A 13,132-nucleotide genomic window follows, 5' to 3' on the forward strand; every position below is an offset into this window, starting at 1 on the left:
GGAGTCTTGACTTTGGCAGTCGCTCTGTGACATTACCTATATAAAGTTCGAAAGAAGGCGATATGGATCATGCATAGGTCACAGAGACCCGAATGAAGGCAACGTATAAACGCACCTATTCGCGCTACGCGATGGAAGCGCTTGGCCTTTTCGGTAAGACCATCCGGCTTGGCCGGATGCAGCACCGGTTAACCGCACAGGAGTTAGCCGAGAGAATCGGTGTTTCACGCAGCACCCTGCAGCGCATCGAGAAGGGCGATCCCAAAGTCGAAATCGGACTGATGTTCGAAGCTGCTGCCATTGTCGGTGTGAAGCTGTTCGATGCCGACGGCAATGGCATCACAGCCCTCACAGGCCGCATGGACGATCGCATCGCGCTGCTGCCGAAGCACGTCTACAAGGCCGGCAAGCAGATCGTCGATGAGTTCTAAGGTCCCCAAGTACGACGAAGCCTATGTCTGGGTCTGGCTGCCGGGCGAGACCGCGCCGGTTGTCGCCGGGCGGCTATATGCCCATGACGGACTCGTCAGCTTCAACTATGGCAGGAGCTTTCGTGAACTGGGAAGCGCGATCCCGCTTTATCTCCCGGAACTGCCCCTGAAGGCAGGCGAATTGCCTTTGCTTCCTGGCCTAACCATGCCGGGATGCATCCGCGATGCTGCCCCTGATGCCTGGGGACGACGGGTTATCCTAAACCGCAAATTCGGTGTGAAGGGCGATGAAATCGCGCGGCTCGATATTTCAGAACTGACGTTCTTGCTGGAATCAGGCTCGGACCGCATCGGCGCGCTCGATTTTCAGTTTTCGCCAATGCATTACGAGCCGCGCGCACTGGCCAATGCCACTCTCGAAGAGCTTGTCCAATCGGCGGAGCGGGTAGAGAAAGGTATTCCGCTCACCCCCGAATTAGATCAGGCGCTGCATCACGGCAGCTCGATCGGCGGCGCAAGGCCAAAGGCGCTGATCGAGGGTGACGCCGTCAAGCATGTCGCGAAATTTTCCTCGTCTGCCGACCTTTACAGCGTCGTCAAAGGAGAATTCATAGCCATGCGGCTTGCCGCCTTGTGCGGCATCAGAGCGGCATCCGTCTCGCTCGTTCGCGCCGCAGGCAACGACGTGTTGCTCGTCGAGCGATTCGACCGGATCAAGGTCACGGGCGGCTGGCAACGCAAATCCATGGTCTCAGCGCTGACGATGCTCGCGCTCGATGAGATGATGGCGCGTTACGCCAGCTACCAGGATTTGGCGGAGATCATTCGCCACCGATTCACCGCGCCGTCGGAAACTCTGCGCGAGTTGTTCAGCCGCATTGTCTTCAACATACTTTGCGGCAACACCGACGATCATGCCCGCAACCATGCGGCATTCTGGGACGGCGCTAAGCTCACCCTCACGCCTGCGTACGATATTTGTCCGCAGGCCCGCAGTGGCCAGGAGGCCAGCCAGGCCATGCTCATCAGCGGCAATAACCGCATGAGCCGGATAGCGTCCTGCCTTGAAGCGGCGCATCACTTCCTGCTCAGCGCGCCGGAAGCTCTTGCGATTGTTGAAGGCCAGCTCCGATGCATTGCGGAGAATTGGCCGCGTGTCAGCGAGGAAGCTACGCTATCCGGCACAGATCGCAATCTGTTCTGGGGCCGACAGTTCCTCAATCCCTACGCTTTTACGGCGCTGGAAGGAAGCGCCGACGTTCTCCGCGCTCTGGCTGACGAACTACGCAACAGTGTTCACGCCTGATCCGGCGCTGGATTTCGGACAAGCTCGGCAAGCGCAAGACGCCCACAATATCGACAACCCTTGCCGTGCCAGGACGAAGATTGAACAAACGGCTCTTCAACAGTGACAACGTGCACTGCGGAGAGATGTGGAGCTGACACCGCAAAAGCCCAAGACGCGCGACTTCCCGCGATACAACTCCACATAACTGAGCGTCTACAAGCGGTGCAGCCAGCCAAACATCCAGCCATCAAAGCGATGATCGTCTGATCTTTTGCCGATGACATCACGTCGGGGAAGCCTTGTTCGAGCGCTTGCCGCTTCATATCGATACCGGCCTGGGCGTAGCGCATCGTTAGTTCAGCCCGAGTGGCCTGGCCATCGACTGATGGTGGCGATGTCAACACCCGCCTTGACGAGGTGGATGGCCGTCGTGTCCCGCAAAGGGCGATGATGGATGCTTTTTTCCGCCATGGTGGTTCCTTCGCCCGCAGCCATGTGTGCGCAGCAAGTATGGAACACCGAACCGGGTGAGCAGTGTGGGGCGGTCGTTGCTTTGCTCGGCGGGACAGGGCGATACCAGACGAAGGTCACAATCGAAGATTCAGGATCCCTGAACTCGTGCATCCGTATTGAACATCAGCGAAAACAGAGCGTAATCCCGCTGTCCAGAAGGCGTGCGGCGGACGATACGCGCCAGGACGCTCTTGATTTCCGGGCTCATCGAGATATTCGACAGGTGCCACCCACGCGCCCTCTTGAAGGGAAGTGTCACCACCAGTTGCAGCGTATCCTAATATTCGGGGTGCTCCGAAATCAGGAACCGCGCAAAGGCATGCATCGCCGCCAGCCTTGCATTGCGGGTCGCAACTGCCACGCTCGACCTCAAGTGATGTGAGAAAGCTGCCCATCCTGTCGGTATTGATGTCGGAGACCGCTTCTTCTTTCAAGAATATCTTCCCGCTCTCCCGCGGCATGAGCCCGTGGCATGCTTCGGCCCAATGCTGTGGATTGATGTTTCTTCATGCCACAACCTCGCTGACGAGACCGCCGAAAGCCCCTTCAAAGCGGTCGGTGGCGATCTCTCGCAGCTTTGGAAGGTAGTGCATTGATTTTTCGTGGAATGGGGACCCTGTTTAAAGGGTGATTTTCGTCCAAACGGGACCCCTTAACGATGGGGTCATCAAGATGCCTCCGGCTTGATCGGAGGCATTTGTGTTTTGGATGTTGGTTTTAGAGACGATTGCAAAGATACGTCGGCTGTCGCTGGTCCAGGGGAAGTCGATCAAAGCGATCTGCCGTGAGCTGAAGATCTCGCGCAAGGTGGTGCGCAAGGTCCTGCGTTCTGAGGAGACGCAGTTCCGCTACGAGCGCAAGCACCAGCCCTATCCCCGCATGGGAGCTCGGCGTGAGACGCGGGACCGGCTGCTGTCGGCGAATGCGGCCAAGCCGCAGCGGGAGCGGCTGCCGGTCGCTTCGACGGCTTCCATTGCATTCCCCCGTCGGTGTCGAAGACCTGCACGGTGCGCTTCGACAACAACAAATACTCGGTGCTGTCGAGTGCCGTCGGTCGGCCCATCGAGATCCATGCTTATGTCGATCGGATCGCATCCGCCAGAGGATGGCGTGGTCGTGGGAGAACACGTTCGCTCCTTTGGCCGCAACGAGGTCGCCTACGATCCCTGGCACACGGCGCGCGCCGTTCCTTGGCTGGGTCGTGCGGTCGGCAATGGAGAAGGTGCGGCGCAGCTCAAGGCGGTTGATGACGTCGACCGGCAGATGGTGTTGATCCTCACCTGGGTGCTGACCGACGGATTGAGCGCGGTCGAGGCCGCCTGTCAGGAAGCCATCGAGCACGGTGCATCGTCGGCGCCGGTGATCCTCAACATCCTGGCCCGCAGCCGCGATCCGGCGCCGGGCACGATCCTTTCCATTCCCCAAGCGCTGAAGCTAGCTCACGAGCGGTCGCCGACTGCACCCGCTATGACAGTCTCAGGAGGACAAACAGCCATGGAACGCACCGAGGTACTGGAACTGATGGGAGCGCTGAAGCTCTACGGAATGCGCAGAGCCTATGACGAGATCATGGGCGCGTCGCCATCAAGCGACGGCACGAGCCGCCCAGGATTGTCGGTGATCTCTTGCAGGCCGAGATATCGGAGAAGCAGGCCCGCTCCATCAAATACCAGTTCGCTGTCGCCAAGTTGCCGCTGGCCAAGGACATCGACGACTTCGACTTCGCCGACACGCCGGTCACCCCCTGATGCGCGATCTCGCCCGGCCGCGCCTTCGTCGCCGATCAGCGCAACATCGTCCTGGTCGGCCGCCTTCACGGGTCACCCAACTCGCGCGGAAGGTCGACCGCATTGCGACGGGCGCGTGTCGACTTCCCAACAATGTCAGACAGGAGACGCAACGCTATCGGAGCGATCGCATTGCCCGAAACGATTTTCCCAGTTGGCACGACAATTGCGGTCCTATGCGCAAAAGCAAACTAGACCTGAGAGCCGCACCGCATGAATGTAGCCTCCCAATATCTGCCGCTTGTGGCGCATCACGAAGCCGGGCACGCGGTGGCCGCCATCGTTTTGCACCGTCAGACGTTCGACGACGACCGTGAACTCCCTGCTTTCTCAAGTGTTAGTATTTACCCCGACGTCGGTGACGGAGAGTGCGGTGGTGTTGTCGAAGGCGCGGGTTTTTATTCAGCGCAAGGATTCACCTCGAAGCGAAAGCCGATTTTCGAGGACGATATGGATCGATGTTTGGAACGCGATGATGCGATCCGGGAGATAGTTGCGTGTCTGGCAGGTCCTTTTGCAGAATCCGCATTCGAAGGCTATCTGGACCCGCGCGATATGGCGATGAATGCGTCCGATGGGAATGAGGGGAGCAGCGACTACGCGGATGCCAAGCGAATCTATGGTGAGTTGCGGTTCCTGATGCCGCGCCGCCCCGATTGGGGGCGGATCGAAGATTGCACGGCCCGGCTAGTACTCGATCACTGGTCGGCCATCGAAGCATTGGCCGCGCATTTGCTGGTCAAGCATGCTCTCCAATTCGATGAGGCTCTGACGATTGTTGCGCCGCATCTTCCGCCCATGCCAGCAGCTACGCCGCCAGAGCGTCATCCGCAGCCTGCTTGATCAGCCATTCGATGTGATTTGACCACATCTGCAACACCTCGCGCTTCTCCTTGACGTTGCTATAGAGATTGTAGATTTCGCCAATGTCTGTCAAGGACGCCGCCTTGTGATTCAGTATGTGCTCGATGACGTGTGGCAATACCTGCCGCCTGCCGAGATTTGTCGCGAGCGTCCTGCGCAGATCGTGAAGGGTCCAGTTCTCCAAAGCCACCCCGTCAGTATTGACCTTGCCGTCTAGAGCCTTCTTGCCCTTCGCGTAGCCTGAGAAGTGGCTTCTTTCGTTGCCCCTCGCAGGGAAAAAAACGTGTCATTGGTCTTCGGTACCGTCTGGGGGACCGACACCGCCAGTGTGGACAGCGGAATAAGCGTAGGCTCTTCGTTCTTCGTGCGGTCACCCGATAGTTCCATGTTCCGGCTTCAAGGTTGAGGACCAACGCATCGCGGCAACTTCCGTACGCCTCTGTCCGGTCAGAATGAGCAGCTTGACGATGGAGCCGAACGAATAGCCGATATCGCCCGGTTCGGGCTCACAGCCCGTTCATATAGCCGCCAGTTCGGCATCGTTCACCACTCGCTTGCGCTTGACGATCGGGGCCGGATCCGGATTTTCCAATCCCTCGCGGGGAAACCGCGGATGAGCCGTTGCGGCGGTTTGCGACACCAGTTGAAAAATGCCCGCATACACCAGAAGGCCGTGTTAGCCGCTTGCGGGTGACCCCCGGCGACGATCTTCTTGGTGATGTTAGCAATGTCGGTGTCGATCACATGGTGGATAGAGCGACTCCCGAGGGCAGGCACAAGATACCGGTTCAGGCTGGCCTCGACCAGTGCGGTGTTTTGAGGGTCGTTACTCGGCGGCCTGGAGGTGACCGCCATCGCCGTCCTCGGTATCGTCAGCGCTGATATGCGCCTGATCGGCAAGGAAGGCTGGCAGTTCCGATGGAGCTATGCTGGAATTTGGGTGACGAGGCTGATCAAGCGGCGCTCTGCGGCTTCGTTTCGATGACCTGGATTCCGTCCAGGAACCTGGCACCTGCGATGAGTTTCGGCAACTGATTTTGTCCTTTCAATCGTCGCCACTTCCTGGCCGCGGCCAACAGCTTGAAGACCATCAGCTGGGCGGTTTTCGAGGATAGCGAGCCCTTGGTACGCACCGTGCGATAGCGAACGGTTGCAAAGACGCTTTCGATGGGATTGGACGTTCGCAGATGATCCCAGTGTTGGGCGGGGAAATCGTAGAGCGCCAGCGACGCAATATGATCTTTCGTCAGGCAGTCGACCGCCTTGGCATACGCCTCGGCCTCCATCTCGATCGCATGCGCAAGCAATTTGCGCGCGCCGCTGCGAAGTACATCCGTCAGGGTATCATCGATTTCGTCGGGCTGACGAAGGCGAACAATGTGTTGATAGTCTCGTTCATGGCGTATCACTCTCCTTGAGAGGTACTGGCAGGCTTCATCACCCGCCTCGATACGCCGCTCTCCTCAAGCCGCCATCATCCAGTTTCCGCCATGGCTCCCCCTGATTGATCCGCTTCACCTGTGCAACTGCACAGGCTGCCCTAGCGGGGAGATTGGCCTCCAATGGCGAAAGCTTGCCGCAGGAGACCCTCCGATGACCGTGCCTATGGCGCCGCCGCTACGACAACTTGCCGACAAGCAGCGTGCGATCCACTGCCGCGCTACTGCGCCTTCAAGGGACGTCTGGATCGCGACGCAGGAGCCGATGACCGTTACGGGATCAATTCCAGGTCGCGCTGGCCGTCGCTGTGCCAGTTCGACGGTCTGGTGGCAATTTGGGCACATCTTCTGTCGCCGACAGTGGCGATGGCTGACGCTTCAACGAAACGGGGTCTTCGACGTCTGCTGCCTTCGCCGATGCTTTGCGAAGTGGCATAATGTTTCGACGCACGCAGGCGCGGGCAGGGGATGTCAGTCATGAATCTCCTGACTGGCGCGGATCAGGCCGATTGGCGGGATGAAAGATCATACGACTACACCGCTGGCCTGACGCTGCGGGAGTGGGCTTGGGAGTTCTTACGCCGCAATCCAGCGTTCCAGCGCGATCTGACCGCTGCGCGCCAGCATTGCAAGACTTGGTCTCTCCAATCCTTTCTCGATATGGTCGCGTCGGCCGGCGACCTGTCACGCTGGGGTGTTCTGTTTCGCGGAGTCTTGTGGCCGCGCTTCGGTCGTATTCTGGTGTCCGCTCTGGTGCGTCCATGTGCTGCCGGTCATTGCGGAACGGTTGCCTGCCTCGTCGCCGACACCGCCGTTCGAACTCTCGGCATTGCCCTGTCGTGCAATCGTCCTGCTGGCGCCCGACAAGAGCCAGCATGTTCTTCTTCGCAATGCGGACCACGCGCTGCAGCTCGCCGTCTCGGGCGCGAATATCCTCCACCCTGTTTGCCTGCATACGCAAGCCATCTGGCCCGCGGTGCTTTTAAAGCATCGACTGAGGGGACTGGAGTGCCTCAATGCTCTCAGTCTAGGGCAACAGTTGCCCCCCCGCTTGTTTGCGCCGGAAAAGCGCGGCGTTCGTTTGTCCTTCGTTCTTCGTGCGCTCGACGGTTCGCTCGCCGGAGCACCTCATCGCGAGCTCGCCGAAGTTCTCATCGGTCAACGGCGCGTCCATGCCGACTGGGCGGATCCTCGCGATCATCTGCGCGACCGCATCCGTCGGGCCGTCTCGCGTGGCCGCGCGCTCATGAATGGTGGCTACAGAGATTTCCTAATTTGAAAAGCGACAGTCCGCGCTGTGCGTCGGTGGATGAACGTTCGCTCGCAGCTGTACCCGTCACCAACAGTTCGCCCGCCGACAGGACTGCATGGCGCCTTGCAAGTGCGCTCTGGTCTAGCTTGTCGATGCCGAAATGAGATGGGCGAGGGTGCCAAGGCGGTGGTTCATTAGGGCCGGCCTCGACCTGGACGCACATCATTGGTCGGAAAGCGGCGTGCACCGCAATGTCGCCATAGCAGCCAAGATCCTTTGAGGCCGGACCTGCAGTCCTGTTGGACCGGCGGGTGCAACAATATGGAGGGATCTGAGGCCTCACACCGTTCCCTGGTCGACAGCTCGGTCAACATAGCACCCACCGCTTGATTATGGAAATGGTGTGCCTGGAGTGCAGCGAGTAGCGGCTTGCTGCGCACTGTCCTAAGAATAGCAGTCATGACCCGTCTGGGGTTCTGCAACACGACGATTCAACCGCTTGGGCATTGTCGCATATCCCACAATGTAGAATGCGCAACAGGGCAAAAGCTGATCCATCGGCGGTTTATCAATGCTTTTTGGCTTGGCACGGCACATGCAACGCAATCGGCAAAAGGCGCACGAACTGAGTGGCCCATCGGCCCTAGGAGCGCTGACTTATGCCCTCCCAAGGCATGTCCGGCCCGACAGCGAGCTCAGTCTCCTGCCGGGCATCCGTGTTTCAGGTCAACGGCGTTTGGAACTTCCAATTAGGTGGCGGCATTGACCGCAGGCCGCCCCCCGGTGGGGCGGAGAGACAGTGCAGCAGGTTTCAAATCCCGCCCATGCAAAGATATTTCATTTCCAGATAGTCCTCGAGGCCATGACGGGAACCCTCCCGCCCGATGCCGGATTGTTTGATCCCGCCAAACGGTGCCGCCTCCGAGGACATGCGTCCCGTGTTGATGCCAACCATGCCATATTCCAGAGCCTCTGCCACACGCCAGACCCGCTTCAGGTTTGAGGCATAGAAGTATGCGGCGAGGCCGTATATCGTGTCATTGGCCTCGCGCACGACCTGATCCGCATCGTTGAAGCGAATGATCGGCGCGAGCGGCCCGAATGTCTCCTCTTGCGCGACTGCCATGACGCTGGAAATCTCGGTGAGGACCGTGGGTTCGAAAAACGTGCCATTCTTGCCGATACGCTGGCCCCCGCATCGTATTGTGCCGCCTTTCGCAATGGCATCTGCGACGTGAGACTCGATCTTGGCCAGAGCATGCTTGTCGATGAGCGGTCCGATGTCCACTCCGGCATCGAATCCGTCGCCAACCGACAAGTGCCGGATTCTTTCCACGAATTTCTTGACGAACTCATCGTGAACGCTCGATTGGACGTAAATGCGGTTCGCGGAAACGCAGGTCTGGCCGGCATTGCGGAACTTCGCCTGGACCGCACCGTCAACAGCACCGTCAATGTCGGCATCATCGAAGATGATGAAAGGTGCATTGCCGCCGGTTTCAAGGCTGACCTTCTTGATCTGGTCAGAGCACTGACGCATCAGCAGCCGTCCGACCTCGTTCGAACCGGTAAAGCTGATCTTTGGAATTGGTGCAGAGTTCACGGCCCACGCGATCACCTTCGGACGCATAGATCAGGTTGACCACGCCATCGGGAAAGCCGGCCTGATGGGCGAGGGCGAACATTGCGCCAGCCACGAGCGGCGTCTGTTCAGCGGGCTTGAGCACGATTGTGCAGCCCGCAGCCAAGGCCGGCGAGATTTTGCGCGCCACCATGGAGGCCGGGAAATTCCATGGCGTGATCGTGCCAACAACGCCGATGGGCTGCTTGATCACTAGCATTCGGCGGTCTGTCGAGGGTGCCGAGATCGTCTCGCCATAGACGCGATTGGCCTCCTCGGCATACCATTGCAGATACGCCGCCGCATGCGATACCTCTGAAATGGCTTCGGCAAGCGGCTTGCCCATTTCCGCAGTCAGAATCGCGGCGAGATCGCCTGCATGGTCGATGATCAGCTGATGCCATCGCCAAAGAACGTCGCTACGTTCTCGGGCCGTCAACGCGGCCCATCCCGACTGCGCAACATAGGCCTTGTCTACCGCAGCACGTGTCTCCTCCACGCCCATATCGGGAAGCTCTGCCAAAACTTCGCCGGTCGACGGATTGACGACCTCGAACGTCTTATTGCCAACTGGTCTGCCGAGTGCCGGCAGGCGGTCGATGGCTCCAAACAGGTGCGGGGATTTCAGACGGCGGATCATCGGCAGGCACAGGGGCAATACCGGATTCCTCCTCAACGCAGCGAACATCCAGGTCGACAGGCCGTCAGTGTGTATTCTGCACCAGTGGGTTCGTCGTAGGGCCTCGGCAAAGCAGCTGGTAGACCACGCTAGCCCGATGAAAAGACAGCAGTTTCGTTAGTTTGAGTGCCCGCGGTTCATCAATTGATGGATTAAGCAGTCGGATGTTTGCTTCATCCACCATGCCTGCTGGTGGCATGCGACTGAATTCTGCAAAAAGGCGGCATACATGCTGAGGAGCGCCATTTCGGCGAGAGGCCGCCGGACCGCCAATGCCGCGCAAGGTCGGCGAAAACGACTCCGCGCGTCTGCATGATCTGCTTGGCCCACGGGCCTCCACATTCGCTCTTCCCACGAGAAGCCCCGATGAAGAAGGAAGGTGAGATGAGTTTCTTTACTCATCCTTGCCGCCCAGCGGCGGGCCGACCACCAAAATGGCGGGCTCGGCCGAAAGCAGCTTTTTGGCCGCCGCCTTGACCTGTTTGAGCGTCACCCGACCGATGCTGCGGGCGCGACGCTGGTTGTAGTCGACGTCGGCCTTGTGAATCTGCAAATCCAGGAGCCGGTCTGCAATCGAGCGGGTCGAGCCCAGTTGGTCGATGGCATAGGCGCCGATCAGGTGCTTCTTCGACGCCTTGAGCTCGGCCCCGGTCGGTCCTTGCTGCGCCATCTGCTTTACCACATCTCGCACGATGCTCAGTGTTTGGGCAGCGCAGTCCGAGCGTGTCTCTGTCGTAACCAGAAGCGAGTCAAGGGTTAGTTCAGAGCTGACGTGATAGGCAAGGCCGCGTTTTTGACGTACCTCCTCGTAAAGGCGGGAAGTCAAGTATGAGCCGCCAAGGATGTCGTTCAGCAGCACGGCCGCGTAGAAATCCGGCGCGCTAGGCTTCACGCCAGGCCAGGCCAACGTCAGCGAAGTCTGCGGCAGGTCGTAGTTCTCCTCCACCAGTTGACCGAGTTTCGGCGCGACATCGTAGACGGGGACGAGGGTTTGTTGCTCAGGCAAATCACCAAACAGCTGGTCAAGCCTTTCCCTCAACGTGTTCGCGTCAATGTCACCCACCACGGCAATATGGAGCCCGTCGCGAGCGAAAATGGCCTGGTGGAAGGCGCGGAGGTCGGACGGCGTGATGCCGGGCAGGCTCTCTTTTGTGCCTTCTCCCAGCCTTGAACAAGGATGCGCGCCATAGATCGCGCGCAGCCATTTGCGCTGAGCGATGGCGTTAGGGTCTCGCTCGCTGCCGACGATGCGGGAGACAATCTCGGCGCGGACGCGATCGATCGGCCCCTGCTCGAAGCGCGGCGCGTTCAGCGCGAGCCGAAGCAGGCCGAACGCCGCGTCCTGCTTTTTGGAAAGCATGCACATCGATCCGTAGATGTCGTCGCTTTGCGCGTCCAAACTCATTTCGGCGCCGGCATGGTCGAGCTTCACCTGGAAGGCACCGCTGTCGTAATGGCCAGCGCCTTCGATGAACAGGCCGGCCATCAGTTTGGCCATCCCCTCCTTCCCGACCGGGTCCTGCTTGGTGCCGCCCTTGAAGGCAAAGCCGATGTTGACGATTTCCACTGTGTGGTCCTCCACCAGCCAGGCGATGATGCCCTTTTCGGACTTCACCTCCTGGATGTTCATCGCAGCATGGGGCCGAGCGCCGAGCGTCATCTCTTGATTCTCCGTCTTGGGCAAGAGATAGCCCGTGGTCGAACGGTCGAACGCGAGATAGCGGGCGGCAACTGCTTTGATTTGCTCGGGGGTAACCTTGCGGATGCGATTCGGCCGTTCCTCGACATCCTTCACGGTACCGCCGGTGGCCAGCGTCGAGCCGTAGATGCTGGCGAGCCAGTCCAGGTTGTCTTCCGCAAAGATCATATTGAGCAAATAGTGGTCCTTGGCCTTGCCTAGTTCCTCGTTGCTGACACCATCCTCGGCAATGCGGGCAACTTCGGCAGCGGCCGCCGCTTCGAGATCAGCCAGCTTGGCATCGCCGCGCGGTGCGCCATAGATGGCGAACTTGGTGTCGTCGAGCATAGTGCCCTGGAAATAGACGCGGGCGCTGGAAGCGATACCTTGCTGGACAGCGAGCGCCTGGTAGAGCCGGCCGCGGTTACCGCCGCCGAGAATTTCGGCCAGCAGGTCGAGCGCTTCGGCCTCGCCCGGCTTGGCGGTGTGGTAGGACGGCACCACCCACTGCGTCGAAAAACTGGGCACGCTGACGCGGGCGTCTGAGAGCGTGACGGTGCGCCTGGTGTTCTGCTCGGGCTCAACCGGCCGGATGCGCGGCGGCAGGTCAGGTCCGCGCGCCACCTTGCCATAGGTCTTTTCGGCCAGCGCCCGCACCGTGTCCGGTTCGACATCGCCGGCCACGATCAGCACGGAGTTGTTGGGCCAGTAGTACTTTTCATAGAAGACGGTGGCGTCGACGCGGTTCAGCTGCTCGATCTCCTGCATCCAGCCGATGATCGGGATGCGATAGGGGTGGTTCTGCCACAGCGTCGCGTCGATCTCCTCATGGAGAACGTCCTGCGGGTTGGTGTCGGTGCTTGAGCGGCGCTCCTCGATGACCACATCGCGCTCGGTCTTGACGACATCGTCGGTCAGGATGAGGTTTCGCATTCGGTCGGCCTCGAAGCTCATCATCAGCTCGAGCGCCGACGGCGCCACTGTCTGATAGAAGGCGGTGTAGTCGGAGGAGGTGAAGGCGTTGTTGGAGCCGCCGATCTCGAACACTGCGCGGTCGAATTCGCCGCCCGCATGGTTGGTCGTCGCCTTGAACATCAGATGCTCGAAGAAATGGGCGATGCCGGATTTGCCCGGCGGCTCGTCGGCGCTGCCGATCTTGTACCACACCATGTGGGTGACGATCGGCGCCCGGTGGTTGGGAATGACGACCACCTCCATGCCGTTGTCGAGCACGAAATCCCTCGCCTTGCCGTCCTCCCATGCGACGGGGATCGGAGCCGGCCCCGCGCCGACCAACTCGGACGCAACGGACGTCCTGCGAAGCCCATGAGTGCGGGGCTTGCTTGGTAGTTCTGGTAGGGAGAGTGGGGTTATGGGCTGCGTTCCTGGCAAAGTGATCTGTTCCTCATTTTGAAGGATCTATGTCTCCCGAACGCCTATTGGGAGAAAGTGGATCGGCACGCGACGCCGAGCCACATGAGCCGTCAGCGTGTTGCTGGGCCTGACGCGAGCCTCATCTTTGGATGCGTCCGGGAAACTTTCGGCATGGTGAGGCCATGGGAAGTCTGCTCGTTATCCAT

The 13,132-nt window shown here is 59.8% G+C and carries 8 protein-coding genes and 4 pseudogenes; 6 read left to right on the forward strand and 6 right to left on the reverse strand.

The window, feature by feature from the left end; translation table 11 throughout:
* Positions 1-131 precede the first annotated feature (131 nt).
* Both P9228_RS24570 and P9228_RS24575 read left to right on the forward strand, forming a co-directional pair.
* Entirely contained in the window at positions 132-431 is a 300-nt protein-coding gene (locus tag P9228_RS24570) for a helix-turn-helix transcriptional regulator (protein WP_210326673.1), read from the forward strand.
* The gene (locus P9228_RS24575; RefSeq protein ID WP_063169281.1) at positions 421-1,737 is read left to right on the forward strand and encodes a HipA domain-containing protein; all 1,317 of its coding nucleotides are present in this window, start codon (positions 421-423) and stop codon (positions 1,735-1,737) included. The genes P9228_RS24570 and P9228_RS24575 overlap by 11 nt, the downstream gene beginning before the upstream one ends.
* Positions 1,738-2,306: 569 nt before the next feature.
* Here the strand turns inward: P9228_RS24575 and P9228_RS24580 are convergent.
* Complete coding sequence (locus tag P9228_RS24580; RefSeq protein WP_126066776.1) at positions 2,307-2,666, reverse strand: hypothetical protein; 360 nt, start codon at positions 2,664-2,666, stop codon at positions 2,307-2,309.
* Between the two features lie 516 nt (positions 2,667-3,182).
* Here P9228_RS24580 and P9228_RS24585 point away from each other — a divergent pair.
* The 3 genes and pseudogenes from P9228_RS24585 to P9228_RS24595 form a co-directional block, all read left to right on the forward strand.
* Positions 3,183-3,716: pseudogene (locus P9228_RS24585) on the forward strand (IS21 family transposase); the annotation flags it as partial.
* A 10-nt stretch (positions 3,717-3,726) separates the two neighbouring features.
* Positions 3,727-4,040, forward strand: a pseudogene (locus tag P9228_RS24590) (ATP-binding protein); the annotation flags it as partial.
* Positions 4,041-4,232: 192 nt separating this feature from the next.
* Positions 4,233-4,862, forward strand: a complete 630-nt coding sequence (locus P9228_RS24595) for a hypothetical protein (RefSeq protein WP_063169279.1) — start codon at positions 4,233-4,235, stop codon at positions 4,860-4,862.
* Here P9228_RS24595 and P9228_RS24600 read toward each other — a convergent pair.
* Positions 4,828-5,073: a tyrosine-type recombinase/integrase gene (locus P9228_RS24600; RefSeq protein WP_082826569.1), complete on the reverse strand. Its 246-nt coding sequence runs from the start codon at positions 5,071-5,073 to the stop codon at positions 4,828-4,830. The two genes, P9228_RS24595 and P9228_RS24600, sit on opposite strands and share 35 nt — an antisense overlap.
* 763 nt (positions 5,074-5,836) lie before the next feature.
* The gene (locus P9228_RS24605; protein WP_256748481.1) at positions 5,837-6,292 is read right to left on the reverse strand and encodes a transposase; all 456 of its coding nucleotides are present in this window, start codon (positions 6,290-6,292) and stop codon (positions 5,837-5,839) included.
* 793 nt (positions 6,293-7,085) lie between these two features.
* Between P9228_RS24605 and P9228_RS24610 the strand changes: the two genes are divergently transcribed.
* Positions 7,086-7,601 carry a DUF2285 domain-containing protein gene (locus P9228_RS24610; protein WP_224570032.1) on the forward strand — a complete coding sequence of 172 codons (516 nt, stop codon included), beginning with the start codon at positions 7,086-7,088 and terminating at the stop codon, positions 7,599-7,601.
* Positions 7,602-8,385: 784 nt separating this feature from the next.
* Here P9228_RS24610 and P9228_RS24615 read toward each other — a convergent pair.
* The 3 genes and pseudogenes from P9228_RS24615 to P9228_RS24625 form a co-directional block, all read right to left on the reverse strand.
* A pseudogene (locus P9228_RS24615) lies at positions 8,386-9,853 on the reverse strand (NAD-dependent succinate-semialdehyde dehydrogenase).
* A 415-nt stretch (positions 9,854-10,268) separates the two neighbouring features.
* Complete coding sequence (locus P9228_RS24620; RefSeq protein WP_128311092.1) at positions 10,269-11,534, reverse strand: pitrilysin family protein; 1,266 nt, start codon at positions 11,532-11,534, stop codon at positions 10,269-10,271.
* 9 nt (positions 11,535-11,543) lie between these two features.
* Positions 11,544-12,848: pseudogene (locus tag P9228_RS24625) on the reverse strand (pitrilysin family protein); the annotation flags it as partial.
* Between the last annotated feature and the right edge of the window lie 284 nt (positions 12,849-13,132).

Source organism: Mesorhizobium sp. WSM4898, assembly GCF_029625845.1.
Lineage (GTDB): Bacteria > Pseudomonadota > Alphaproteobacteria > Rhizobiales > Rhizobiaceae > Mesorhizobium.

Coding starts and splice junctions, on each gene's coding strand:
- P9228_RS24570 (WP_210326673.1), top strand. CDS start 132: ATGGAAGCGCTTGGCCTTTTCGGTAAGACCATCCGGCTTGGCCGGATG.
- P9228_RS24575 (WP_063169281.1), top strand. CDS start 421: ATGAGTTCTAAGGTCCCCAAGTACGACGAAGCCTATGTCTGGGTCTGG.
- P9228_RS24595 (WP_063169279.1), top strand. CDS start 4,233: ATGAATGTAGCCTCCCAATATCTGCCGCTTGTGGCGCATCACGAAGCC.
- P9228_RS24620 (WP_128311092.1), bottom strand. CDS start 11,534: ATGACGCTCGGCGCTCGGCCCCATGCTGCGATGAACATCCAGGAGGTG.